Genomic DNA, 24,477 nt, shown 5'->3' on the forward strand with positions numbered 1-24,477 from the left:
TGGCAGACGTAGCGCGCCGGCAGGCATGGAGCGCCGGCAGACGTAGACGGTGGTCACTGGGTGGGACGCTTGGCGAGGCGCTCACCCGGTTCGCAGGAACGGGCGCTACGCTTCCCGCGTGACTGGTGAGGCCGACGGGACAGCCGCAGACCCCAGCCGCGATCCGGCCACGGTCGCGCTGCTGGCCGCGCGTGGCGGGGACCGGGCCGCGGCCGCGGTGTTCGTCCGGGCGACGCAGCCGGAGGTGTGGCGGTTCGTCGCCGCGCTGGTCGGCCCGCACCACGCCGACGACGTGACCCAGGACACCTATCTGCGGGCGTTCCGCGCCCTGCCGGAGTTCGCCGGGCGCTCCACCGGGCGGACCTGGGTCCTGGCGATCGCCCGGCGCGCGTGCGCCGACCACGTCCGCGCGGCGGTGCGGGGGCGGCGCCTCGAAGCCCGGGTCGCCGCGGAGCCCGAGGAGCTGGCCGGCGCCGACCACGCCGGGCTGCACGCCGCCGCCGACCTGGTCGCGGCGCTGCCGGCGGAGCGGCGGGTCGCGTTCGTGCTCACCCAGGTGCTCGGCCTGTCGTATGCGGAGGCCGCCGAGATCGAGGACGTCCCCGTCGGCACGATCCGCTCCCGGGTCGCCCGTGCCCGCGCCGACCTCGTCGCCGCGATCGCCGCCGCCAGAGCCGGATGACCCGCACGCGGCTGTTCGCCGCGGCGTCGCTGGGAGTGCTGCTCGGCGTGCTCGTGGCGCTCGGCTATGTGACCCCGGCCGCGGCCCACGGCGCCGACGCGCCCGCCGCCGTCGACTACGTCGTGCGCGTCGAGTCCGTGTCGGTGCCCGGCGTGACCGTCCGGGCGGTCGAGGGCGGCGCCCGCCTCGAGCTGCGCAGCACCACCGACCGGACCGTCGTCGTGCTCGGCCTGCAGGGCGAGCCGTTCCTGCGCGTCGACCGGGACGGCGTCGCCGAGAACCGCCGCTCCCCGACCTGGTCCGCCAGCCGATCCCTGACCGGCCGGGCCGCGCGCAGCAGTGCGACCGGCAGCAGCGCGACCGGTGGCGGTGACCCGGCCTGGCGGCGGGTGTCCGCGCAGCGCACCGTCCGCTGGCACGACGAGCGCGCCCGGGAGCTGCCCGCCCGCGCCTGGAGCGTCCCCCTCGAGGTCGACGGCACCACCCCCGGCATCGTCCGCGGCACGATCGTCCGCGCCGCCCCGCCGCGGACCGGCTGGTGGTGGGCGGGCGCCGTGATCGCGGCCGTCGTCATCGGTGTCGTCGGCAGTGTCGCCGGCGGCGCGGCCGCGCCGAGGTCCCGGTGGGCGCTCGCGGCGGTCGCGGCGGTGGCCGGGTCGGTCGTCGTGGCCTGGATCGTCGCCGGCGCGGGGCTGGCCACGTCACCGGCGGAGCACCTCGGCACGCAGTTGCTCGCCAGGCTGTGGCCGCTGCTCACCGGCGTGGGCGTGCTCGCCGCGGCGGTGCTGCAGGCCCTGCGCCGACCGGCCGCGGACATCGTGACCGCCATCGCCGGCGCGTGCCTGGCCGTGATGACCGGGTTCGCCGACGCGGCCGTGTTCAGCAACGGCAGCCTCGCCGGCCCCGGCTGGTCCCGGTGGGCGGTCGCCGCCGCGCTGGGCGGTGGGCTCGGGCTGCTGATCGGCGGCGGCCTCCGCTGGTACCGCACACCGCACAGTGATTCCACACCGCACAGTGATTCCACACCGCACGGCGATAAATAAACAAAAACCAACGAGTTCTTTCACAAAGGCGCGTTTCTGCGCATAATCGGGCATCGATGTTCCCCGCCAGGAGCAAAGGAGTCCGGTCCATGGACCGCAGAACGTTCGTCGCGAGCGGTGTCGCCCTCACCGGCGGCGCGATCGCCTTGTCCACCACCGTTGCCAGCCCCGCGAGCGCCGCGGTGCGGACGGCGAAAACCGTCACGCCGGGGGCCCGGGGCGGTCACTACTGGCCGAATCTCGCCCCGTTGAAGGCCACCGCGTTCCTGAAACTTCCACCCGGCGCGGTCCAGCCGCGCGGCTGGCTTCGCACACAGCTCAACATCGAGGCCGACGGGCTCTGCGGCCGGATGCCGGAGGTGTCGGACTACCTGCAGCTGAACAACTGCGGCTGGGTTGACAAGACCAAGGGTGCCTGGGAGGAGCTGCCCTACTGGCTGCGCGGCTTCGGCGACCTCGGCTACGTCACCGGCAACACCCGGATCCTGACCCTGGCCCGCCAGTGGATCGACGGCATCATCAACAACCAGGGCAGCGACGGCTTCTTCGGCCCGAACGCGCTGCGCACCTCCCTGGAGGGCGGCCCCGACTTCTGGCCGCACATGCCGCTGCTGGACGCGATCCGGTCACACGCGGAGTACAACGAGCGCAACGGCACCCCCGACAACCGGGTCAACCCGTTCATGCGCAAGTACTTCCAGTTCCAGAACGCGCAGCCGGCCGCCGTGTTCAACCGCAGCTGGGCGGCCCTGCGCTGGGGCGACAACATCGACAGCGTGTACTGGCTGTTCAACCGCACCGGCGAGACCTGGCTCCTCGACCTGGTGCGCAAGATCCACGCCGGGTCCGCCGACTACACCAACGGCATCCCCAACTGGCACAACGTGAACCTGGCGCAGGGCTTCCGCGAGCCGGCCCAGTACGGGCTGCTCGACCTCGACCCGAAGTTCCCCGCCGCCACCTACCGCGACTACGACACCGTCATGGGCCTCTACGGCAACTTCCCCGGCGGCGGGTTCGCCGGCGACGAGAACTGCCGCCCCGGCTACGCCGACCCGCGGCAGGGCTTCGAGACCTGCGGGATCGTCGAGTTCATGCACAGCCACCAGATGCTCGCCCGGATGACCGGCGACTCGGTCTGGCTGGACCGCTGCGAGGACCTCGCCTTCAACCTGCTGCCGGCCTCACTGGACCCGGCGCAGCAGGGCATCCACTACGTCACCTGCGCCAACAGCATCGGCCTGACGAACGCGACCCTGACCCAGGGCCAGTTCCAGAACAACTTCCCGATGCTGGCCTACATGCTGGGCATCCACAACTACCGCTGCTGCCCGCACAACTACGGCATGGGCTGGCCGTACTACGCGCAGGAGCTGTGGTTCGCCACCTGGGACAAGGGCCTGTGCGCGGCCATGTACGGCAACTCGCAGGTGACCGCGAAGGTCGGCGCCAACGCCACCACGGTCACCGTCACCGAGGACACCGACTACCCGTTCAGCGACACGATCACGCTGACCATGGGCACCCCGGGCGCGGTGGCGTTCCCCCTGTACCTGCGGATCCCCAAGTGGAGCACCGGCGCGGTCGTGCGGGTCAACGGGACGGTCGTCACAGGCACCGTCGAGGCGGGCTCCTTCGTCATCGTCGACCAGACCTGGAACAACGGCGACAAGGTCACCGTCACCCTGCCGATGCGCACCACGGTGCGGACCTGGGCGAAGAACGGCAACGCGATCAGCGTCGACAACGGGCCGCTGACGTTCTCGCTGTCGATCGCGGAGCGCTGGCAGCGCATCGGCGGCACCGACGCGTGGCCGACCAACGAGGTGTACGCCAACTCGGCGTGGAACTACGGCCTGCTCATCGACCCCGCCAACCCCCAGGCCACGGTGACCCGCAAGCCGGGTGCCCTGGCGGCGAACCCGTTCACCCGCGACGGCGCGCCCGTCTCGCTGAGCGTCACGGCGCGGAAGATCCCCAACTGGCAGGCCGACGCGGAGGGGGTCGTGCGGACCCTGCAGCAGAGCCCGGCCCGCTCCACCCAGCCCAACGAGACCGTGCAACTGCTGCCGATGGGCGCGCAACGGGTCAGGATCACCACGTTCCCGCGGGTCAGTGACGGTGCCGACGCGGTCGACTGGGTGATCCCGGCGACCCCGTCCGCGTCGTACTGCAACCCCGGCGACACCGTCGCTGCCCTCAACGACGGCAAGGTCCCGAGCAGCTCCGCGGACCAGTCGATCCCGCGGCTCACGTTCTGGAACCACCTCGGCACCAGCGAGTGGGCGCAGCTCTCCTACTCCAGCGCGATCACCACCGGCGCGGTGTCGGTGTACTGGTTCGACGACACCGGCACCGGCCAGTGCCGGGTCCCGCAGTCGTGGCAGGTCCAGTACCGCAACGCGAGCGGTGGCTGGGTCAACGTGGCGGGCGCGTCGGCGGCCGGCACGGCGGTCAACACGTTCAACCGGGTCACCTTCACCAGCGTGACCACCACCGCGATCCGGGTCCTGGTGCAGCTCAGGGCCGGCGTGTCCGGCGGCATCCTGGAGCTGCGGGTCGAGGGCAGCACCGCGCCGGTCACCTGGAAGCGGATCCAGAACAAGAACAGCCTCAAGGTCCTCGGCGTCGACGGCATGTCGACCGCGAACAGCGCCAACGTGGTCCAGTTCGACGACAACGGCACCGCCGACCACAACTGGCGCCTCGTCGACGCCGGCGGCGGCTGGTTCAAGATCGTGAACCAGAACAGCGGCAAGATGCTCGCGGTGCAGAACATGTCGACGGCCAACTCGGCCCTGGTCCAGCAGTTCGAGGACAACGGCTCCGCGGACCACCTGTGGCGGCTGATCGACAACGGTGACGGCTGGTCCCGCATCCAGGTCCAGCACAGCCTGAAGGTGCTCGGCGTCTCGGGCATGTCGACGGCCAACTCGGCGCAGGTCGTGCAGTACGACGACAACGGCACCGCCGACCACCTGTGGCGACTGCTCTAGGGAAGGCCGCGCTAGGAGAAACGGTGTCGCGGCAGGAGTCGCGTCGTGGGAAGGGCGGGGGCCGGCAACGGCTCCTGCCCACCCGGCACCACCCCGAACCGCGCCGACCCGGCCTCCCACTCCTCGCGCGCCGCCACGATCTCCTCGTGCGAGCGCGCGACGAAGTTCCACCACATGACCAGCTCCTCGTCGAGCGGTACCCCACCGATCAGGAACAACCGCGCGGATCCTTCCAGACGCAGCGCCGCGCGCCCCTCGGGCAGGTGCAGCAGCGAGCCGGGCGTCACCTCGACCCCGTCGACCCTCGCGGCGCCGTCGGTGACGACCACCGCATGCTCAAAGGCCGGATCGATCGCGATTTCGGCGGGTGTACCGCCGTCGATGCGCAGTTCGGCGCCGACAAGGTCGCTGTGGACGGCGGCCGGCGACGTGACTGCGGCCAGGGAGCCGACGGCGACGGTGATCCGTACCCCCGCCACATCCGCGATCGGCAGGTCCTCCAGATGCTCGAAGCGCGGCTCCTGCCACCGCGCGGCCTCCGGCAGCGCCACCCAGAGTTGGAGCCCGTGCAGCAGCGGCGGCTTGGCGGCGGGGGAGTCCTCCGAGTGCGCGATCCCGCGCCCCGAGGTCATGATGTTGAGCTGGCCGGGGCGGATCAGCTCGTCCGAGCCGAGGCTGTCGCGGTGCCGGATCTCCCCGTCGAACAGCCAGGTGACCGTCTGCAGCCCGATGTGCGGGTGCGGCGGGACCCGCATGCCCGGCCTCCCGGTGACCTCCTCGGGGCCGAAGTGGTCGAGGAAGCACCACGCGCCGACCGTCCGGCGGGTCTTGTTCGGCAGGGTCCGCCGCACCACCGAGTGGCGGCCCAGCGGCACGTCCCGTCCTTCGAGGAGTTCCGGGTTGCTCATCGTCCGATTCTCTCTCGCAGTCCCGCGTGCAACCGGGAACGGGTAATTTGTCCGATGTGATGGCATTGGTGGTGGCGGCGCTCGCGGTGCTCGTCGCCGGTGCCGCCGCGTTCCTCGCGTTCCAGGCGCTCAAGGGCGTCCGGCGCGCCGTCTCCGCAGCCGGTGATCTCCTGGCCGCGTATCAGCTCGCCGAGGCGCGCGCCGACGCCGAGCGGGTGTGCGCGTGGGCGGTCAGCGAGCGCGAGACGTTCGAGAAGATCATCACCCGGGGCGTGGTCGGCGCCGCGGTCCGCAACGCCGGGCAGACCCCCGTCTACGACCTGGAGATCGTGTTCCGGGACCCGCCGGCCGCGTGGACCGCGATCCGACGGGTCCGCATCGTGCCGCCGGCGGAGCAGCCCGAGGTGTACGCCGGCTTCGACGAGGAGAGCACCGACGGGCCCGTCGAGCGGGACCGGATCAACGAGGACGGCACGATCCGGCTCGCCCCGTCCGCGGACATGCACGTCGAGCTGCGCTTCACCGACAGCCGCGGCCGCCGCTGGCAGCGCGACGACCACGGCATCCTCGCCCAGGTCGGCGAGAACGTCGCCCGCGCCCCGGCGCCGGTCGAGCCGGTGTGAGCTACCGGCTCTCCAGGCTCGCCGCCGCGGCGATCGCCGCGCCCCGGGCGCCGGCCATGTCCCGGTCCGGGACCAGGGCGAACGTGGCGACCGCGGCCTGCTCCTCGCGCAGCAGCGTGTATTCGCGGACCTTCGCCAGGAACCACTCACGGAAGTGCGGGGCCGCCTCGACCACGCCGCCGCCGACGAAGTAGCAGTCCGGGTCGGTGAAGTTCGCGGCGATCGTGAACAGCCGGCCGAGCCCCATCGCCTGCTGGTCGAAGATGTGCAGCGCCAGCTCGTCGCCCTGCTCGGCGAACGAGCGGACCTGCTTCGCGGCGGCGCGGATCGTGTCGGCGTGGTGCAGCGGGTGGTCCGGGAACCGGGTCAGCCAGTACGGCAGCAGGTTGCGCACGATGCCGGTCAGCGAGCTGACGCTCTCCACGTCGCCGAGGAACCCGCAGCCGCACGACGGCAGCGGCTGCCCCTCCTCGAGGAGGCCGTGCATCGGGATGTGGACGTGGCCGAGCTCGCCGGCCATCCCGGCGGCGCCCTTGATGACGTTGCCCTGCTCGATGACGCCGCCGCCGAGCCCGGTGCCGACGATCGCCGACACCGACGACCGCTCGTTCGCGTCGGCGCCGAAGTGGACGTGGTGGGCGTAGAGGGCGGCGGCGTTGCCGTCGTTGTTGTAGATGACGGGCAGGCCGAGCCGCTGCTCGAGGGCGCCGCGGAAGTCGAAGCCCCACCAGGCCGGCTGGGAGAAGTTCGTCGAGCCCTTCGAGGAGATGACCCCGTCGGCGGTGGCCGGGCCCGGCGTGTCGAGGCCGACGGCGGCGACCCGCTCCCGGTCGACCTTGGTCACGGCGAGGATGTTGTCGAACGCCCCCGCGAGGGCCTCGACCGCGATCGCCGGCCCTTCGAGGACCCGGCTGGGCACCTCGACGAGGCCGTCGACGAGGAACGCCCCGTCGTGGGAGAGCACCGTGGCGTTGTTGGCGGTGCCGCCGTTGTCGAGGCCGACCACGACCCGGTCCTGCGCGATCCCCATCGGTCCTGCTCCTCGGCGCGAAGTTCGAATGCGAGCGGCGAACACGCTACCGCACGGCGTACCCCGGCGCTCCCCTCGATCGTTAGGAACCTCATGGTGGTGCGGGAGCGGCAGCGGCACCGGACCACCAGGTGGGCGGGGCTCGGGCCGGCGGCGGCGTTGTTCACCGCCACCGTCGCGCAGGGACCCGCCGGCGGGTTCGTCTACGACGCCGCCCGCTACTTCAACGGCTCCCTGGCGCTGTTCACGGACGCCGGCGTGGCCCGCGAGGGCGACCTGGACTTCCGCGGCGCGCTGACCCCGGTCGTCTACGCGCCCGCCGCGCTCGCCGAGCACCTGGTCGGCGGCGCCGGCCGGTACGCCGTCCTGGTGGAGAACGCCGTGCTCGTCGCGGTCATCGGGGCGGTGCTGCTCCCCGGTCTCGGGCCCGGGCTCGCCGGCCGCCGCGGCCCGGCCGCCGGGTGGCTGTGCGCCGTGCCGACCTGGCTGTGCGCCGTGCTGACCTGGCTGGTCGCGGCGAGGTTCGCGCCGTTCCCGCTGATGGACCTGCCGGCCGCCGCCGCCTTCCTGACCGCCGCCCGGCTGGCGCTGGGGGACCGGACCCGGTGGGCGCTCCCGGCGGCCGGCGTCGCCGCGGGTGTCACGCTCAACCTGCGGCCCGCCTACCTGCTGCCACTCGCCGTGCTCGGCGGCCTCCTGGCGGTGACCCGGCGGTGGCCGGCGGCCTGGTTCGCCGCCGGGGTCCTGGCCGGGTCGCTGCCGCAGCTGGCGGTCAACCTGGCCCGCGGCCTGTCACTGAGCCTGACGCCGCCGGGCACCGCGGGGCTCGCCGGGTTCCAGGCCGGGTACGCCTCCTACGTGGTGCGCTACGACACCGTGACCACCGGCGGGCCGCCGCAGCAGTTCTACTGCGACCCGTCCCTGGCCGGGGCGGTCGCCGGGCACCCCGTCCACTCCACCGGCGGGCTCGTCGGGGCCCTCGCCGGCAACCTGCCCGGCTCGGTGCTGTTCCTCCTGGAGAAGGTCGCCGCCGCGCTCGCCTGGTCGTTCTCGACGCCGTACAGCACGGCCGCGACCGCCGAACGCTACGAGCTCGCCGTCCCGGTCGTCCTCATCGTCGCCGCGGGGATCGGCGCGCTGTGCCGCACCCCCGGCGCGCGGGCCCTGGCCGTGCTCGCCGCGGGCGTCTGCGCCTCGCTGATGACGTCGGCCACCGAGACCCGCTTCGCGCTGCCCCTCGTCCTGCTCGGCGTCGCCGGCTGCGCGCTGCTCGCCCCACCGGCGTGGGACACCGGGCGGCGGGTGCCGCTGCGGTTCGCCGCGACGGTCCTGGTCGCCGCGGCCGTGCTGGGCGCCGTCGCCGCGGCCGGCCTCGCGCATCCGCTGCCGCCGGGACCGGCGACCGCCGCCGCGTGCGCCGCGAACGGGTGATCGGGCGCGACCCGTCCGGCACCGGCGCCGTTGGGCGGGGTAGTGAGCACAACACTGGACGCGACACGTGACCCCGCCGCAGGTCCGGCCGAGCCACCGGTGACCCCCGGCCGCGCCCGGCGCGGGCTGCCCGGCCTGCTCAGCCTGCTGCCGCTCGTCACCGGGCTCGCCGGGATCGCGTTCACGCTGCGGTGCTACGGGGTGTCGCTGCCCACGACCCTCGCGTTCGCCGGCTGGCTCGTCGCCGGTGTCGTGCTACCGGGGACGCTGCTGTGGCGCGCGCTGCTGGGCCGCTCCGGCTGGCTCGTCGCCGACGTCGTCGCCGGCGCCGCCGTCGGCTACGTCATGGAGGTCTTCGCCTACGTCGCCGCCCGCGCCGCCGGAGCGCCGCTGCTGGTGCTCGCCTGGCCCGCCGGGATGATCGCCGCGTCCCTGCTCGTGCCCCGCCTGCGAAAGGCCTGGCGGGGCACGGTGGCTCCGGTCCGGACCCCGGCGCTGTGGTCCTGGTCGATGCTGCTCGTCGTCGGCGTGTTCGTCCTGCGCAGCGTCCGGATGTTCCGCTCGCACGGCCTCGACTGGCCCATCACCAACCCGGCCGACGCCGACACCCCGTTCCACCTGGCGCTGATCGCCGAGGCGAAGCAGCACCTGCCGATGCAGGCGCCGTGGGTGTCCGGCGAGCCGCTGGTCTACCACTGGTTCGTCTACCCGGAGATGGCCGCGACCAGCTGGGTCACCGGCATCGACCCGCTGACGCTGCTGGTCCGGCTCACCCCGCTGCCGATGTTCGCCGGCACGCTGCTGCTCGTCGCGGTCCTCGCCCGGCGCCTCACCGGCGGCTGGTGGACCGGGCCCGTCGCGGCGGTCGTGACGCTGTTCGTCCTCGCCCCCGACCCGTACGGCTGGCCGCACACCGACGGCTGGTTCGGTTTCAGCGCATACGAGGACGGCTCCGTGTTCCGGCTGGTCGCCTGGACCAGCCCGACGCAGACGTTCGGCGCGCTGCTGTTCGCCGCCGTCGTCCTGGTGCTGCTCGACCGGTTCGAGCACCGTGGGGGCAAGGGACCCTGGCTGCTGTTCACGCTGCTGCTCGCCGGACTGGCCGGGGCGAAGTCGCCGTACCTGCCGCTGCTGACCGGCGCCCTCGTCCTCGTCGTGCTCGTCCGGCTGGTCGCCCGCCGCGGCCTGCACCGCCCGGCGCTGCTCGCGGCCGCGCTCACCGCCGCGTGCACCGTCGCCGCGCAGTTCGTCCTGTACGACAGCGGCGCCAACCAGGGGCTGGTCGTGCGGCCCCTGGCCACCATGGACGGGTTCGCCACCGTCGCCGCCACCTGGACCGGCTACACCGGCCCCGGCACGCCCGCCGGGCACGCCCGGGTCGCCGCCGGGCTCACCGTCCTGTGCTGGCTGTTCATGTGGGCCGGCGCGCTCACCCTCGGCCGCCGGGCCCTGGACCCGCCGGTGCTGCTGCTCCTCGCGGTGGGCGCCGGCGGGCTCGCCGGGGTGCTGCTGTTCGGCCACCCGGGCGGCTCCCAGTCCTACCTGATCGTGTCGGCGCGGCCGTACCTCGCCCTGGCGTCCGTCGTCGGGCTGGCCGCCGTCGCCGGCCGGATGACCCGGGTGCGGGCCGGGCTCCTCGCCCTGGCCGCGGCCGTCGGCGTCGCCGCGGTGCTGCTCCTGCGCCGGTTCGACACCGTCCAGCCGGTCGGGGAGCGGCTCGGGTGGGAGCTCGCCCGCCCGTACCTCATCCTTGCCGGGCTCGCGTTCACGGTCGGGGTGGCCGGCGTGGTGGCGGGGCTGATCCGCCGGGACCGCCGCGTCCTCGCGATGCTCGTCGCGCTCTGCGCCGGGTTCGGGCTGCCGACCGCCTACGACCAGACGGCCGCCGTCGTCACCGACACCGCCGCCGGCGGCTGGCGCGCCGTGCCCGCCGCGGACCTGGTCGGCCCCGACGGCCGCACCAGCGCCATCGACCGCGACACCTGGGACGCCGGCCGCTGGCTGCGCGCGCACACCGGACCCGGTGACCTCCTCGCCACGAACGCGCACTGCTTCGGCGTCCGGCCCCCGGGCGAACGGTGCGACAACCGGCGGTTCGCGCTCGCCGCCGCCAGCGGCCGCCGGGTCCTCGTCGAAGGCTGGGGCTTCACCAACACCACCTACGAACGCGCCGCCGCGGACGGGGTGCCGCCGTGGTTCGCCGACTTCTGGGACCCCGAGCGGCTCGCCGCCAACGACGCCGCGTTCACCGACCCCGGCCCCGCGACGATCGGCGTGCTGCGCGACCGGTACCACGTCCGCTGGCTCGTCGCCGACGCGACCGCCGGACCCGTCGGCGACCTCGGTGCCTTCGTGGTGCCGCGGTTCACGGCCGGACAGCTCACCGTCTATGAGGTGGCATGAACGATCTCGTTGCGCTGCACGCCCCCATCGCTGACGCCCTTGCGGCGGCGGTGCGGAGGGTCGTGGACAGCGGCTGGTACATCCTCGGCCCGGAGGTCGACGACTTCGAGGCGGCGTTCGCCGCGTACTGCGGTGTCCGGCACGCCGTCGGCGTCGGCAACGGCACCGACGCGATCGAGCTCGCGCTCGCCGCGGTCGGCGCCGGCCGCGGCAGCCGGGTCGCCCTGGCCGCGAACGCGGGCGGCTACGGCACCACCGCCGTGCTCGCCCTCGGCGCCGAACCCGTCTACGTCGACGTCGACGAGGACACCGCCACCCTCGACCCGGCGCTGCTGGACCGGAAGACGTTCGACGCGGTCCTCGTCACGCACCTGTACGGCCGGCTCGCCGACATGGCCGCGCTCCGCACGGTCGCGGACGCGCACGGGGCGAAGCTGGTCGAGGACTGCGCGCAGGCGCACGGCGCAGCTCGCGACGGGCGCGTCGCCGGCGCGTGGGGCGACGCGGCCGCGTTCAGCTTCTACCCGACGAAGAACCTCGGCGCGCTCGGCGACGCCGGTGCCGTCGTCACCGCCGACGCGGGCGTCGCGCAACGGGTCCGGCGGCTGCGGCAGTACGGCTGGGACCGCAAGTATCACCAGGTCGCCGGCCCGGCCCGGAACAGCCGCCTGGATGAGCTGCAGGCCGCCGTGCTGGGCGCGAAACTGCCGCACCTGGACGGGTGGAACGCCCGCCGGGTCGCGGTCGCCGCCCGCTACGCCGCCACGATCGAGCATCCGAAGCTGACCCTGCCGGACGTCGCGGCACCGTCGCACGTCGGGCACCTGTACGTGCTGCGCACCACCGACCGGGACGCGCTGTCGGCGCACCTGCGCGCCCACGGCGTGCCGCACGACGTGCACTACCCGGTGCCCGACCACCGCCAGCCGGTGCACGGCGGCCGGTTCGCCGGTCTCGGCCTGCCGGTCACCGAACGGCTGTGCGCCGAAGTGCTGAGCCTGCCGTGCCACCCGGCACTGGCCCCCGCCGAGGTGGACCGGATCGCCGCCGCCCTCAACAGTTGGGCTGCCTGACGTGTATTCGCTGATCGTTCCGGTGTACCGCAACGAAGGCTCGATCCCCGACCTGCTCGCCGCCGTCGAGGACCTGTACGACGCCCTCGACGACCGCCTGGAAGCGGTGTTCGTCGTCGACGGCAGCCCCGACAGCTCCGCGGACCTGCTGCAGGCGATGCTGCCCCGGCAACGGTTCCCCGCGACGCTGGTGCTGCTGTCGCGCAACTTCGGCTCGTTCGCCGCGATCCGGGTCGGGTTGCAGCACGCGACCGGCAGGTACTTCGCCGTCATGGCCGCCGACCTGCAGGAACCGCCGGAGCTGGCGCTCGAGTTCTTCCGTACCCTGGCCGCCGACGAGCACGACGTCGTCGTCGGGACCCGTGAGGGCCGCGCCGACCCGCTCGGCAGCCGGCTCGCCGCGAGCGCGTTCTGGGGGGTGTACCGGCGGCTCGTGGTGCCGGACATGCCGCCGGGCGGCGTCGACATCTTCGGCTGCAACCGGGCGTTCCGCGACTGCCTCCTGGAGTGCGAGGAGGCCAACACGTCGCTGGTCGCGCTGCTGTTCTGGCTCGGGTTCCGCCGCAAGCAGGTCGCCTACACCCGCCGGGCCCGGGTCCACGGCGGGTCCGGCTGGACGCTGCGCAAGAAGGTCACGTACCTCATGGACAGCGTCTTCGCGTTCACCGACCTGCCGGTGCGGGTGCTGATGACGTTCGGCCTGACGGGGCTGCTCGTGTCGCTGACCCTCGGCGCGGTCGTGCTCTCCGCGCGGCTCGCCGGCCTCTTCGACGTGCCCGGCTACGCCGCCACGATCCTCGTCGTGCTGTTCTTCGGCGGCATCAACGCCCTCGGCCTCGGCGTCGTCGGCTCCTACGCGTGGCGCGGCTACGAGAACACGAAACGCCGCCCCCTGGCCGTGGCGGCGCGCGAGCTGCGGTACACGGGCGGCAACCACACCGCGGGCCACACCGCGGTCCTGCAGGGAAGGCAGCGCTGATGTCGTTCTTCACCCACCCGAACGCCCTGTGCGAGAGCGGCGCCGTCGGGGCGGGGACCCGGATCTGGGCGTTCGCGCACGTGCTGCCCGGCGCCCGCATCGGCGCCGACTGCAACGTCTGCGACGGCGTGTTCGTGGAGAACGACGTCGTCGTCGGTGACCGGGTCACGGTCAAGTGCGGGGTCCAGCTGTGGGACGGCGTGACCCTGGAGGACGACGTGTTCGTCGGGCCCAACGTCACGTTCACCAACGACCGGATGCCGCGCAGCCGCCGGTATCCGGAGGCGTTCGCCCGCACCACGGTCGCGGCCGGCGCGTCGATCGGCGCGAACGCCACGATCCTGCCCGGCGTGACCATCGGCCGGCACGCCATGGTCGGCGCCGGCGCCGTCGTGACCCGGTCCGTGCCGCCGTACGCCATCGTCGTGGGCAACCCGGCCCGGCTCACCGGGTATGTCGACGCCGGGGTGGTGCCGGCCCAGCATGGTCCGCACGAGACGCCGACGGGGGAACGCGTCAACGGCACCAAGGTGCGCGGGGTGACCGTGCACCGGCTCGACTACGTCCGGGACCTGCGCGGCGACCTGTCCGTCGGCGAGTTCGAGCGGGACATCCCGTTTCCCGTGCGGCGCTACTTCATCGTCTTCGACGTGCCGGACGAGAAGGTCCGCGGCCAGCATGCGCACCGCGAATGCCACCAGTTCCTGATCTGCGTCAAGGGCCGCTGCAGCGTGGTCGCCGACGACGGGGTGAGCCGGCAGGAGTTCCTCCTGGACAGCCCGGCGACCGGGCTGTACCTGCCGCCGATGACGTGGGCGACGCAGTACCGGTACTCGCCGGACGCGACGCTGCTGGTCTTCGCGTCGCACTACTACGACGCCGCCGACTACATCCGCGACCACGCCGAGTTCGTGTCAGCTGCCCTGCAGGTGGGCGAGCACCGCTAGGACCCGCCGGTTGTCGTCGTCGGACACCGGCAGGTCGAGCTTGCCGAAGATGCTCGCGATGTGCTTGCCGACGGCGCTGTCGCTGAGGAACAGCTGCTTGCCGATCGCGGCGTTCGAGCGGCCCTCGGCCATCAGCGTCAGCACCTCCCGCTCCCGCGGGGTGAGCGTGCCGGTCGTCGCGCTCGGCCGCGCCACGAGCTTGGCTATGACCGTCGGGTCCATCACCGTGCCACCGGCCGCGACCCGCCGGACCGCGTCGACGAACTGGTCGGCGTTGAACACCCGGTCCTTGAGCAGGTATCCGACGGCGCCGGTGCCGTCGGCCAGGAGCTCCCGCGCGTACAGCTGCTCGACGTGCTGGGAGAGCACGAGGACCGGCAGGCCCGGCACCTCCCGGCGGGCCGCCAGGGCCGCCTGCAGCCCCTCGTCGGTGAAGCTCGGTGGCAGCCGCACGTCGACGACCGCCACGTCCGGGCGGTGTTCGAGCAGCGCCGCGAGCAGCGTCGGGCCGGTGTCCACGGCGGCGACGACGTCGAAGCCGTGGCTGCGCAGCAGCAGCACCATGCCGTCCCTCAGGAGGTAGAGGTCTTCGGCGAGGACAACACGCACGGTAGCTCCAGCGTCGCGACGGTCGGCCCGCCCGGCGGGCTGCTCAGGCTCAGGGTCCCGTCGAAGGTACCCAACCGCCGTTCGATGCCGCGCAGGCCGGTGCCCCGGGACGGGTCGGCGCCGCCGGCCCCGTCGTCGGTGACGGTGACCCGCAGCAGCCCCGCCCGGTGATCGATCCCGACGGTCACCGCGCGGGCGCCGCCGTGCCGGGTCGCGTTGGCGATGAGCTCGCTGACCGCGAAGTAGGCGGCCGACTCGACCGGCGCGGGCGGCCGGCCGTCGAGCCGCCCGGTCACCGTGATGTTGGCGGTGACGTCGTCGAGGTCCAGCGCGAGCGCGCGGATCGCGTCGGCGAGGCCGCGCTCGGACAGCACCGGCGGGTGGATGCCGCGGACCAGGTCCCGCAGCTCCCGCAGGGCCGCCTCGGCGGTCTCCCTCGTCTGCGCGACGAGCTTGCGGGCCGCGGCCGGGTCGGTGTCCATGAGCCGCTCGATCGCGCCGAGGGTCAGGCCGACCGCGATCAGCCGGGCCTGGGCGCCGTCGTGCAGATCCCGTTCGATCCGGCGGACCTCGGCGGCCTGCGCGTCGACGGCGTCCGCGCGGCTGCGGGTGAGCTGCTCGACCCGCAGCCGCAGCGCCGCCTCCCGGGTCGGGCGCAGCAGCAGCGCCGTCCACCGCGCGTGCACCGTGACGAGCCGCCCCGTGACCGCGAGTCCCGCCGCGACCAGCGCGACCCCGAGGACCAGGCCGGCCGTGCGGTTGCCGTCGGCGGCGCCGTACCAGGCGGACCAGTCGGCCCCGAACACCTGCGTCCACACCCAGGGCAGGGCCAGCCCGAACGCGCCGTAGGCCACGGCGGCGACGGGCAGGCCGAGCAGCCCCACCGTGACGAGCGGGTCGACGCACAGCCACGCCAGGTCCCGCCACGACGCGATGTCGTGCCATGTCCACTGCCAGCGGGCGTTGAACGACGCCATCGCCTCGGTCTTGTACAGGTTGTTGCGGACCTGGAGCATCCCGTCCGGGCGGCGCTGCGGCAGCAGCTCCGGTGTGTACGGACGGTCGACCCGCACCCCGCCCCAGCCGGCGAAGTGCCGGCGCAGGTTCGCCAGCCACCGGTAGTGAGAGATGCCGAGGGGGATGACGAAGACGAGCCCGAGGCCGAAACCGAGGGCGAAGCAGGCCATGCTGATCGCGAACAGCACCACCTCGAGCGCGGCGAAGCAGACCAGCAGCGCGGCCCGCGCCCAGGCCAGCAGCGCCCGTTGGGTGCGCGCGCCCCGGCTCGCCTTGCGGGCCGCCCGGGCCGGGTCCATCGGGGCGAGCATCCACGCCGACCAGGTGGCGACCAGCCGGACCGTCCACGGCGCCACGACCAGCCCGACCGGCACGACCGCGAGGACGACGACGGGGAACCAAAGCTGCCACACCAGGTCCCGTTTCGTCGCCGGGTCCTTCATCAGCCAGTCGAGGCGCCGGAAGAACCGCGGGAAGCGCGGCGACTTGTAGAGGGTGGTGTCGTGGCGGTACAGGCCGTCACCGTCCGGCTGCGGCGGCGCGGGCGGCGGCTGGTACGGCGCCGGCACCTCCCGGCCCGTCCACGCCGCGAACATCGCCCGCCACCGGTTGGTCAGCCGCCGCCCGTGCCGCACCGGCGGCGGGATCAGGAAGACCCAGCCGAGCAGCACGCCGGGGAGCAGCAGCACCAGCGATCCGAGGAACTGCGCGAGCACGGCGACGGCGACGCCCAGCAGGACGACGCCGCGGTACACACCTCTGAACCAGGTCATACGTCCAAGTCTCGGGTCGCGCTCCGGCGGGCACATCGGCCCTGGCCGCCGTCTGCGGGGTGGGGCTAGCTCCACCCTGACTATGATCGGCGGGCAAGGGGGTGGCGCGTGGGACCAGTGGCCGAGGCGGTCGTCGATCTCGACGCCGTGGCGCACAATACCCGGCTCCTGTCCGGTCTCGCTGGGCATGGAAAGGGTCAGGGCGCGGCGACCATGGCGGTCGTCAAGGCCGACGCCTTCGGTCACGGCGTGCTGCCGGTCGCGCGCACCGTCCTGGCCAGCGGGGCCACCTGGCTCGGTGTCACCTCGATCACCGAGGCCCGGCAAGTGCGCGACGCCGGGATCGACGCGCCGGTGCTCGCCTGGCTGTATGGCACCGACGACGACTTCGCCTGGGCGGCGCGGCACGGCGTGGACCTGTCCGTGTCCACGCCGGATCACCTCGACGCGATGCCGCCCGGGGTCACCGTCCACCTCAAGGTCGACACCGGGCTGACCCGCAACGGGGTCGCTTGGACCGACTGGCCTTCGCTTGTCGCGCGGGCCGCCGACCTGGAGCGGCGCGGCACGGTGCGGGTCCGCGGGATCTGGTCGCACCTCGCCTCCGCCGACGACCCCGGCAACCCGTCGGTCGCGCTGCAGCTGGAGCGCTTCGAGGAGGCCCTGGCCGTCGCCGCGAAGGCGGGGCTCGAGCCGCAGCTGCGGCACCTGGCCAACTCCGCCGGGATCGTCGACGTGCCCGCCGCCCACTACGACCTGGTCCGGGCCGGGCTCGCGCTCTACGGAGTCGAGCCGATCGACGGCGTCGTCGCCGGGCTGCGCCGGGCGATGACCCTGCGCGCCAGGGCCGTCAACGTCAAACGCGTCCCGCCGGGCACCGGGGTGTCGTACCTCCACCAGTACGTGACGGACCGCGACACGACGGTGGTCCTGGTCCCGGCCGGATACGCCGACGGGGTGCCCCGCCTGCTCAGCAACCGCGGCGCGGTCGCGATCGGCGGGGTGCGCTGCCCGATCGCCGGGCGGGTCGCCATGGACCAGTTCGTCGTCGACGCCGGTGACCTTCCGGTGGCGCTCGGTGACGAGATCGTGCTGTTCGGGCCGGGCGACGGTGCCGAGCCGACCGTGGAAGAGTGGGCGGCCTGGGCGCAGACCAACCCGCATGAGATCTTGACCGGCATCGGCGCCCGGGTGCCGCGAACGTATGTGAGCAGTGGGGAGCTACCGCATGGCTGAACGTCGCATCCGCGTCGCCGTCGTCTTCGGGGGGCGCAGCGGCGAGCACGAGGTCTCGTGCAAGTCGGCGCTGAGCATCGTGCGGTTCCTGGACCGGGCCCGCTACGAGGTCGTGCCGGTGCGCATCACGCCCAGTGGCACCTGGGTCTTCGGCCGCGACGCCGACTCGCCCGAGGCCCTGGACCTGGAGGGCCTGCTGGCCCTCACCAAGGAGACGGACGCCCCCGCCCTCGCGAGCCTGGCCGACGCGATCGGCGCGATGCGCGAGTGCGACGTGGTGTTCCCCGCCATCCACGGCCCCTACGGCGAGGACGGCACGATCCAGTCGGTCCTGGAGATGGTCCGCCTGCCCTACGTCGGCAGCGGCGTGTTCGCCAGCGCCGCCGGCATGGACAAGGAGTTCACCAAGCGGATCCTCGTCGCCGACGGGCTGCCCGTCGCCGACGGCGTGGTCCTGCGCGGCGGCGCCGGCACCGTGTCGCCGCAGGAGCGGGAGCGGCTCGGCCTGCCCGTGTTCGTGAAGCCGTCCCGGGCCGGTTCCAGCCTCGGCGTGTCCAAGGTCGACGACTGGGCCGAGCTCGACGACGCCCTCGCCGAGGCCCGCGCCAGCGACGCGAAGGTCCTCGTCGAGGAGATGGTGCACGGGCGTGAGGTCGACCTCGGCGTCCTGGAGCACCCCGACGGCTCGCTGCAGGTCGGCCCGCCCCTGGAGATCAGCTTCCCGGACAAGCACGAGTTCTTCGACTACGAGGCGAAGTACCTCGACCCCACGACCATCTTCGACATCCCGGCGAAGCTGGAGCCGGCGATCATCGAGCAGCTGCAGGACCTGGCGGTGCGCACGTTCCGCGCCCTGGAGTGCCGGGGACTGCTGCGGGTCGACTTCTTCCTGCGCTTCGGCACCGAGCCGGTCATCAACGAGGTCAACACGTTCCCCGGCTTCACCGCCGTCTCCCAGTACCCGCAGATGTTCCGGGTGGCCGGGCTGGACTACCCGGCCCTCCTCGACGTCCTGATCGCGACCGCCATCGCCCGTGGCGCCGGTGGTCAGGCCCGTGGCGCCGGTGCTCAGGCCCGCACGAACCGGGCCGCGTCGGCGATCACGTAGCCGTCGGTCTGCTCGGTGCGGATCAGCACGCTGCCGGCGCTGCCCGCGGTGAACTGGAACGTGCCCAGCGCCACCCACTGCCCGCCGGACGTGCGCTGGTCGACGCCGAGCGTGCTCAGCCCGCCCGCGTGCACGACGTCGACCGGCACGTTGCTGGCCCGGTTGGCGTGCGCCGTCCACCGCAGCTGCACCGTCCACGCGCCCGCCGCCGGCAGCGCGGGGGTGAACCGCAGCCGGTTGACGCCCTTGGCGGTGTTGTTGTCGTGCTCGTAGTCGCTGCCGTAGTACCCGCCGATCGAGGTGCTCGACAGCCACGTCCCGGCCCGCGTGACCCCGGTCGAGCTGCGGCTGTCAATAATGATTTCCGAATTGCCCGAAATGTCAATTCGCTGGCCGAGGGCGCGCAGCTGGCTCTGCAGCGTCGCGACGTTGACCTGCTGCACCGGCGCGCCGTTGGTCAGCGCGAGCCGCGCCGCGACGGCCGCCGACTGGCCCAGCACCATGAACACCGGCTCCATCCGGATCGACCCGTACGCGATGTGGCTCGCCGACAGGCACACCGGCACGAGCAGGTTGGCGCACTGCGCCTCGACCGGCACGATCGAGCGGTAGCTGACCTGGTACGGCCCGGGCACGCCGATCTGCACGTCGCCCTCGTTCTTCGCCACACCGCCGACAACCAGGCGCTGGCAGTTGTGGGAGTCCATGGTGTAGCTGGCCAGGCCGACGGAGTCGGCGACCGTGGCGGTGCCCCGGCAGTTGTGCTCGGTCATCACGTAGGCCGACACCATCCGTCGCGCCTCCCGCACGTACAGCTGCGGCGGCCAGAAACCCGTCCCGCTGAACTCGTCCGCGGCGAGGCCCCAGGCGGCCGTGGCCGCACGGATGGCGGTGGGCACCCGGGTGTCGTTGCTCAGGAACCACATCAGGCCCTGCTGGTACGTGCGGTGCTCGGCGACGATCGTGTCCCGCGCCGCGAACGACGCGGTCGGGTAGGCGGAGTTCATGCCGATGTCGTCGGTGGAGAACGCGCCGTCGTTGTTGGAGTCCGTCTTGCTGCCGCCGACGCTGACGGCGTTGAAGAACGGCCCGGTGTAGCCGGCCTCGATGTAGCGCAGCAGCAGCGCGTAGCGGCCCGCGTCGTAGCCGTCCGGCCGGGGGAACGGCACCCGGTCCGCCGCCTTGGTCAGGCACATGCGGAAGTTGTACGCCTGGATCCTCCCGTCCGCGGTGCCGTTCGGCGCCAGGGCGGCCGCACTCACGCCCGGCAGCAGGCCGCTGGCCGGGTTCCCGGGCGTCACGTACGGGTCGACCGCCTTCGTGAACTGGTGCTTGTCGCGCAGCTGGACGCCGTTGATGCTCTCGCCGTACTGGGCGTTGCCCTCGCGGCCCACCGTGCTCGCCACCCCGGCCTTCGCGAGGAGGTCGCCCTCGTAGCTGGCGTCGACGTACATCAGCCCGCGGTACACCTGACCGTCCTGGGTGGACAGTTCCACGATCCGGTTGCCGGCCTTGGTGACCGTCGCCAGAGGCCGTCCCACGTGGACGGTCACGCCGGCCTCGGTGAGCAGGTCGGTGAACACGGCCGCCGCGACGTGCGGCTCGAACGTGAACCGGGCCGGTGACGTCGCGGTGACCGGGGTGCCGTTGTACCTGCCGTACACGCGCCGGTAGAACTCGTGCGACAGGCCGCCGATCGCGGCCGTGTTGCCGGTGTCGGTGGCACCGAGCCCGGCGGTCGTCATCCCGCCGACGTGGGTGCCGGCCTCCACCACGACCGCGGTGCCACCGGAGCGGCGGAACTGGATGGCGGCGGCGAGCCCGCCCGGCGTCGCGCCGTAGACGACCAGGTCGGCGGTGATCGCGGCCGCGCTCGCTCTGGTCGCGGGGGACACGATGACGGCGCCGGTGCCGAGGAGGGTTGCCTGGATCACATTGCGGCGGGTGTACGGCATGCTGCTGGGCTCCCTTGCCTGCTGGGCGGGGTCGCCGTACCCCTGAGATTGAGGGGAGTCTAAACGTTAGGCTGGCGGGCGTGAAGCTGTTGCACTCCGGCAAGGTCCGCGACGTCTACCTCGACGGCGACGACCTGATCCTGGTCGCGTCCGACCGGATCTCGATCTACGACGTGGTGCTGCCCACCCCGATCCCGGACAAGGGCGAGGTGCTCACCCGGCTGTCGCTGTGGTGGTTCGAGCAGCTCACCGACATCGTGCCCAACCACGTGCTGTCCGCGACCGACGTGCCCGCCGAGTTCGCCGGCCGGGCCATCCGCTGCCGCCGGCTCGACGTGGTCCAGGTGGAGTGCATCGCCCGCGGCTACCTCACCGGGCTGGGCCTGAAGGAGTACCAGCGCGACGGCGCCGTCAGCGGCGTCACCCTCCCGCCCGGCCTGGTCGAGTCCGACCGCCTGGACGAGCCGATCTTCACCCCGACGACGAAGGAGGCCGTCGGCGTGCACGACGAGTTCATCACCTTCGCCGACGTGCAGGAGCAGGTCGGCAAGGACCTCGCCGAGGAGCTGCGGGACCTGACGCTGCGGATCTACGCGCGCGGCCGGGACGTCGCCGCGGAGCGCGGCATCATCGTCGCGGACACGAAGCTCGAGTTCGGCCGCACCGCCGACGGCACCCTGATCCTCGCCGACGAGGTGCTCACCCCGGACTCGTCCCGGTTCTGGCCTCTGGACCAGTGGACGCCGGGCCGCGTGCAGTACTCCTTCGACAAGCAGTCCGTGCGGGACTGGTCGCAGGCCGCCGGCTGGGACAAGACCGCGCCCGGGCCCGAGGTGCCGCCGGACGTCGTCGAGCGAACCCGCGCCCGCTACGTCGAGGTGTACGAGCGACTGACGGGCACCGCGTTCTGACGGGATGCACCTCGTTCTGACGGGGTGCTGAGGTGCCGGCCGACCGTTCTCACGCCACGGTACCCCAGCGGACCAAGTCGATCTCCAGGCTCGTCACGCTCGGTGATAGTGCCTGCATGCCTGGTCTACGGGTTCTCGTCGTTGCGGGTCTGCTCCGCCAGGAACCGCTCCAGCTCGGCGCCGATCTCGTCGGCCGTCGGCAGCGGCGACGGCGAGTCGGCGAGGAGGTTGTTGCCGGCCCGGCCGCGGGTGTAGGCGTCGTACTGCTCCTCGAGGGCCCGCACCAGCGACGCCGCCTCGTCGGCCTGGGCGATCTGCACGTCGATCTCGGCCCGCACCGACTCCGCGGCGGCGTGCAGCTCCTCCGTCGGCAGCCGCAGCCCGGTCGCCTCCGACACGCAGCCCAGGAGCTTCTCCGCCGCCGACGGGAACTCCGCCTGGGCCACGTAGTGCGGCACGTGCACGGCGAAGCCGAACGCGTCGCGGTCCTGCTGGCCGATCCGGTACTCGAGCAGGTTGCCCACGCTGCCGGGCACCTGGACCCGCTGCAGCCACGGCTCGAACCCGGCGATCAGGTCGCGGCTCGTGCCGTGCGCGGTCACCCCGGTCGGGCGGGTGTGCGGCACCGCCATCGGGATCGCGGTCAGCCCCACCGTCGCCCGCACGTCGAAGCGCTCGATCAGCTCGATCACCGCCGCCGTGAACCGCTCCCACTGCAGGTCCGGCTCCGGCCCGTCCAGCAGCAGGAACTCGGTGCCGGTCGCGTCGCGCAGCACCCGCAGCAGCAGCTGCGGCTGCTCGTAGTGCTCCCAGTGGTCCTCGACGAACAGCATCGCCGGGCGCCGGCTGCGGTAGTCGTAGAGCTGGTCGAGGTCGAACGTCGCGAGGGTGCGCGGCGAGCCGACCGTCAGCAGGTGCTCACGCGCGAGGCGGCTGGCGTTGCCGGCGTCGACGAAGCCCGTCAGCGCATGCACGAGCACCGGCCGGTCGACGGCCGGCAGGTCCTCGGTGAGCGTGTAGAGCTCGCTGGGGTTGAGCACCGGAACGGAGCCTCCTCATGTCCTGGGTTGCTTCTTTGTGGCTGCAACCCGGCGTGCGCCACGATCATTCCATCCCGGCGGACCAGGGATTCGTGAGGATCGCGTAGACCAGCTCGTCGACCGCCGTGGCCAGGGACGTGAACGACACGCCAGCGCCCGTGTAGGGGTCGCAGACCTGCAGCATCATCTCGTGCACCCCTCCCACCAGCGCGATCGCCAGCAGCTGTGACAGCTTCGGGATGGCCGGGTCTGCGGCGCGGGCCGCGTCCACCACTTCTACCAGCGTATCGGCGAACCGCCGCTGCATCTGCTGGCGCAGCCGGTAGGCCTTCGGGCCGGCCGCCTGGATCTCCACCAGCAGCGTGCGGGTCACCGCGGGCATGCCCTCCAGCGCGTTGAGATAGGCGGTCACCCCGTCGTTGATCATGCTCTTCCAGGTGCCGCCGCCGGTCGCGGCGCTCTTCACGACGCCGAGCAGGTAGCCGCATCCCTGCTCGTACAGGGCCATGAGGCAGGTTTCCTTGTCGGCGAAGTGCTCGTAGAACGTGCGCTTCGACACCCGCGCGTGCATGACCACGTCGGCGATGGTGGTCGCCGCGTAGCCCTTGTCGGCGATCGCCGCGGCCAGCCCACCGGTCAGCGCCTCGCGGACCTCCGCGCCGGTCCGGGTGTTCGTCATGCGGTGCTCGTCATGCGCATTCCTTGGCCTTTCGCCAGAATGTACGTGGGTGTTAGTTTGCCTGGTACTGAACGGTACCGCCGACGGGAGGCCCTGACGTGCAGCAGCACTTGTCCGGCAAGGTGGTGCTCATCACCGGAGCCGCGCGGGGTATCGGGGAACACACCGCCCGGCTCGCCGCGGCCCGCGGCGCCAAGGTCGTCCTCGTCGGCCTCGAGCCCGAACGTCTCACTGCCCTCGCCGCGGAACTGGACGCGGTGTCGTTCGCGTGTGACGTCACCGACCAGGCCGGTCTCGCGGCCGCGGTCGAGGGGGCCGTGGCCGCGCACGGCCGCATCGACGCCGTCGTCGCCAACGCGGGCGTCGCCAGCCGCGGCACCGTGGCCACCGGTGACGTCGAGGCCCTCGTGCGCACCGTCGAGGTCAACCTCATCGGCGTCATGCGCACCGCCGCCGCCGTCATGCCGCACCTCATCGCGGCGCGTGGCTACCTGCTCATCGTCGCCTCGGCGGCGTCCTTCGCCGCGCTGCCCGGGATGGCGCCCTACTGCGCCTCGAAGGCCGGCGTCGAACACTTCGGCAACGCCCTGCGGCTCGAGGTCGCCCACCACGGCGTCCGCGTCGGCACCGCGCACCCGTCGTGGATCGACACCGATCTCGTCCGCGACGCCCAGGACGACATGCCCACCTTCCGCGAGACGCTGCGCAAGCTGCCGCCCCCGCTGGGCTCGACCACCTCCGTGGAGCGCTGCGCCGAGGCGTTCGTCGCAGCCGTCGAACGCCGCCGCCGCAAGGTCTTCGTCCCGCGCAGCGTCGCCGCCGTCTACTGGCTGCGCACCTTCGTCAACAGCCGCCTCTCCGAGCGGATGATCGAACGGCAGGCCCGAACCAGCGTCCCGGCCATGGAGGAGCAGGTCCGCTCGCTGCGCCGCGGCTTCGGCGCGCACACCGCGACCGGTCTGCCCGCCACCGCCGAACCGCCGGGGCCGGGCTTCATCGCTGACCGTTACACGCGCTGAGGGTTGCGCGTCATC

At 73.0% G+C, this 24,477-nt stretch carries 20 protein-coding genes; 13 read left to right on the top strand and 7 right to left on the bottom strand.

Features of this window, described 5'->3' with window-relative positions; translation table 11 throughout:
• The first annotated feature begins 118 nt into the window (after nt 1–118).
• The 3 genes from Dsi01nite_RS46765 (at nt 119) to Dsi01nite_RS46775 (ending at nt 4,721) form a co-directional block, all read left to right on the top strand.
• A complete protein-coding gene (locus tag Dsi01nite_RS46765) occupies nt 119–682 on the top strand; it encodes a sigma-70 family RNA polymerase sigma factor (RefSeq protein ID WP_239136766.1) in 564 nt (187 codons plus the stop codon).
• A complete protein-coding gene (locus Dsi01nite_RS46770; RefSeq protein WP_203852940.1) occupies nt 679–1,725 on the top strand; it encodes a hypothetical protein in 1,047 nt (348 codons plus the stop codon). The genes Dsi01nite_RS46765 and Dsi01nite_RS46770 overlap by 4 nt, the downstream gene beginning before the upstream one ends.
• A gap of 89 nt (nt 1,726–1,814) precedes the next feature.
• Nucleotides 1,815–4,721, top strand: a complete 2,907-nt coding sequence (locus tag Dsi01nite_RS46775) for an RICIN domain-containing protein (RefSeq protein ID WP_203852941.1) — start codon at nt 1,815–1,817, stop codon at nt 4,719–4,721.
• Nucleotides 4,722–4,732: 11 nt separating this feature from the next.
• On the opposite strand, the gene Dsi01nite_RS46780 is transcribed toward Dsi01nite_RS46775, so the two are convergent.
• Nucleotides 4,733–5,629 (bottom strand): pirin family protein, encoded by an 897-nt coding sequence (locus Dsi01nite_RS46780; RefSeq protein WP_203852942.1) that lies wholly within the window; start codon nt 5,627–5,629, stop codon nt 4,733–4,735.
• Between the two features lie 56 nt (nt 5,630–5,685).
• Between Dsi01nite_RS46780 and Dsi01nite_RS46785 the strand changes: the two genes are divergently transcribed.
• On the top strand, nt 5,686–6,252 hold the full coding sequence (locus Dsi01nite_RS46785) for a hypothetical protein (protein ID WP_203852943.1): 567 nt from the start codon (nt 5,686–5,688) through the stop codon (nt 6,250–6,252).
• Between the two features lies 1 nt (nt 6,253).
• Here the strand turns inward: Dsi01nite_RS46785 and Dsi01nite_RS46790 are convergent, their stop codons facing one another.
• Complete coding sequence (locus Dsi01nite_RS46790; protein ID WP_203852944.1) at nt 6,254–7,282, bottom strand: ROK family protein; 1,029 nt, start codon at nt 7,280–7,282, stop codon at nt 6,254–6,256.
• A gap of 93 nt (nt 7,283–7,375) precedes the next feature.
• Here Dsi01nite_RS46790 and Dsi01nite_RS46795 point away from each other — a divergent pair, with 93 nt between their 5' ends.
• Genes Dsi01nite_RS46795 through Dsi01nite_RS58570 form a run of 5 tightly spaced genes read left to right on the top strand, consistent with a single transcriptional unit; the run spans nt 7,376 to nt 14,115 of the window.
• Complete coding sequence (locus Dsi01nite_RS46795; RefSeq protein WP_203852945.1) at nt 7,376–8,713, top strand: hypothetical protein; 1,338 nt, start codon at nt 7,376–7,378, stop codon at nt 8,711–8,713.
• Nucleotides 8,714–8,755: 42 nt separating this feature from the next.
• A complete protein-coding gene (locus tag Dsi01nite_RS46800) occupies nt 8,756–11,116 on the top strand; it encodes a hypothetical protein (protein ID WP_203852946.1) in 2,361 nt (786 codons plus the stop codon).
• Nucleotides 11,113–12,189: a DegT/DnrJ/EryC1/StrS family aminotransferase gene (locus Dsi01nite_RS46805; RefSeq protein ID WP_203852947.1), complete on the top strand. Its 1,077-nt coding sequence runs from the start codon at nt 11,113–11,115 to the stop codon at nt 12,187–12,189. Before Dsi01nite_RS46800 ends, Dsi01nite_RS46805 begins: the two co-directional genes overlap by 4 nt.
• A gap of 1 nt (nt 12,190) precedes the next feature.
• Nucleotides 12,191–13,168 carry a glycosyltransferase family 2 protein gene (locus Dsi01nite_RS46810; RefSeq protein ID WP_203852948.1) on the top strand — a complete coding sequence of 326 codons (978 nt, stop codon included), beginning with the start codon at nt 12,191–12,193 and terminating at the stop codon, nt 13,166–13,168.
• Nucleotides 13,168–14,115: a WxcM-like domain-containing protein gene (locus Dsi01nite_RS58570; protein WP_203852949.1), complete on the top strand. Its 948-nt coding sequence runs from the start codon at nt 13,168–13,170 to the stop codon at nt 14,113–14,115. Before Dsi01nite_RS46810 ends, Dsi01nite_RS58570 begins: the two co-directional genes overlap by 1 nt.
• Here the strand turns inward: Dsi01nite_RS58570 and Dsi01nite_RS46820 are convergent.
• On the bottom strand, nt 14,083–14,724 hold the full coding sequence (locus Dsi01nite_RS46820) for a response regulator transcription factor (protein ID WP_203852950.1): 642 nt from the start codon (nt 14,722–14,724) through the stop codon (nt 14,083–14,085). The two genes, Dsi01nite_RS58570 and Dsi01nite_RS46820, sit on opposite strands and share 33 nt — an antisense overlap.
• Nucleotides 14,688–16,514 (bottom strand): sensor histidine kinase, encoded by a 1,827-nt coding sequence (locus Dsi01nite_RS58575; protein ID WP_275423467.1) that lies wholly within the window; start codon nt 16,512–16,514, stop codon nt 14,688–14,690. Before Dsi01nite_RS58575 ends, Dsi01nite_RS46820 begins: the two co-directional genes overlap by 37 nt.
• A gap of 108 nt (nt 16,515–16,622) precedes the next feature.
• Between Dsi01nite_RS58575 and alr the strand changes: the two genes are divergently transcribed.
• Nucleotides 16,623–17,750: an alanine racemase gene (alr, locus tag Dsi01nite_RS46830; protein WP_203852951.1), complete on the top strand. Its 1,128-nt coding sequence runs from the start codon at nt 16,623–16,625 to the stop codon at nt 17,748–17,750.
• Entirely contained in the window at nt 17,743–18,858 is a 1,116-nt protein-coding gene (locus tag Dsi01nite_RS46835; RefSeq protein ID WP_203852952.1) for a D-alanine--D-alanine ligase family protein, read from the top strand. Before alr ends, Dsi01nite_RS46835 begins: the two co-directional genes overlap by 8 nt.
• Here Dsi01nite_RS46835 and Dsi01nite_RS46840 read toward each other — a convergent pair.
• A complete protein-coding gene (locus tag Dsi01nite_RS46840) occupies nt 18,819–20,813 on the bottom strand; it encodes an FAD-dependent oxidoreductase (protein ID WP_203852953.1) in 1,995 nt (664 codons plus the stop codon). The genes Dsi01nite_RS46835 and Dsi01nite_RS46840 overlap by 40 nt on opposite strands.
• A gap of 71 nt (nt 20,814–20,884) precedes the next feature.
• Here Dsi01nite_RS46840 and Dsi01nite_RS46845 point away from each other — a divergent pair, with 71 nt between their 5' ends.
• A complete protein-coding gene (locus Dsi01nite_RS46845) occupies nt 20,885–21,724 on the top strand; it encodes a phosphoribosylaminoimidazolesuccinocarboxamide synthase (RefSeq protein ID WP_203853023.1) in 840 nt (279 codons plus the stop codon).
• A gap of 125 nt (nt 21,725–21,849) precedes the next feature.
• Here Dsi01nite_RS46845 and Dsi01nite_RS46850 read toward each other — a convergent pair whose 3' ends face one another.
• Nucleotides 21,850–22,764 (bottom strand): proteasome assembly chaperone family protein, encoded by a 915-nt coding sequence (locus Dsi01nite_RS46850; RefSeq protein WP_203852954.1) that lies wholly within the window; start codon nt 22,762–22,764, stop codon nt 21,850–21,852.
• 64 nt (nt 22,765–22,828) lie between these two features.
• Complete coding sequence (locus Dsi01nite_RS46855) at nt 22,829–23,443, bottom strand: TetR/AcrR family transcriptional regulator (RefSeq protein ID WP_203852955.1); 615 nt, start codon at nt 23,441–23,443, stop codon at nt 22,829–22,831.
• A gap of 98 nt (nt 23,444–23,541) precedes the next feature.
• Here Dsi01nite_RS46855 and Dsi01nite_RS46860 point away from each other — a divergent pair, with 98 nt between their 5' ends.
• Nucleotides 23,542–24,462 (top strand): SDR family oxidoreductase, encoded by a 921-nt coding sequence (locus Dsi01nite_RS46860; protein ID WP_203852956.1) that lies wholly within the window; start codon nt 23,542–23,544, stop codon nt 24,460–24,462.
• Nucleotides 24,463–24,477: the final 15 nt, after the last annotated feature.

This window comes from Dactylosporangium siamense, from assembly GCF_016862795.1.
Lineage (GTDB): Bacteria > Actinomycetota > Actinomycetes > Mycobacteriales > Micromonosporaceae > Dactylosporangium > Dactylosporangium siamense.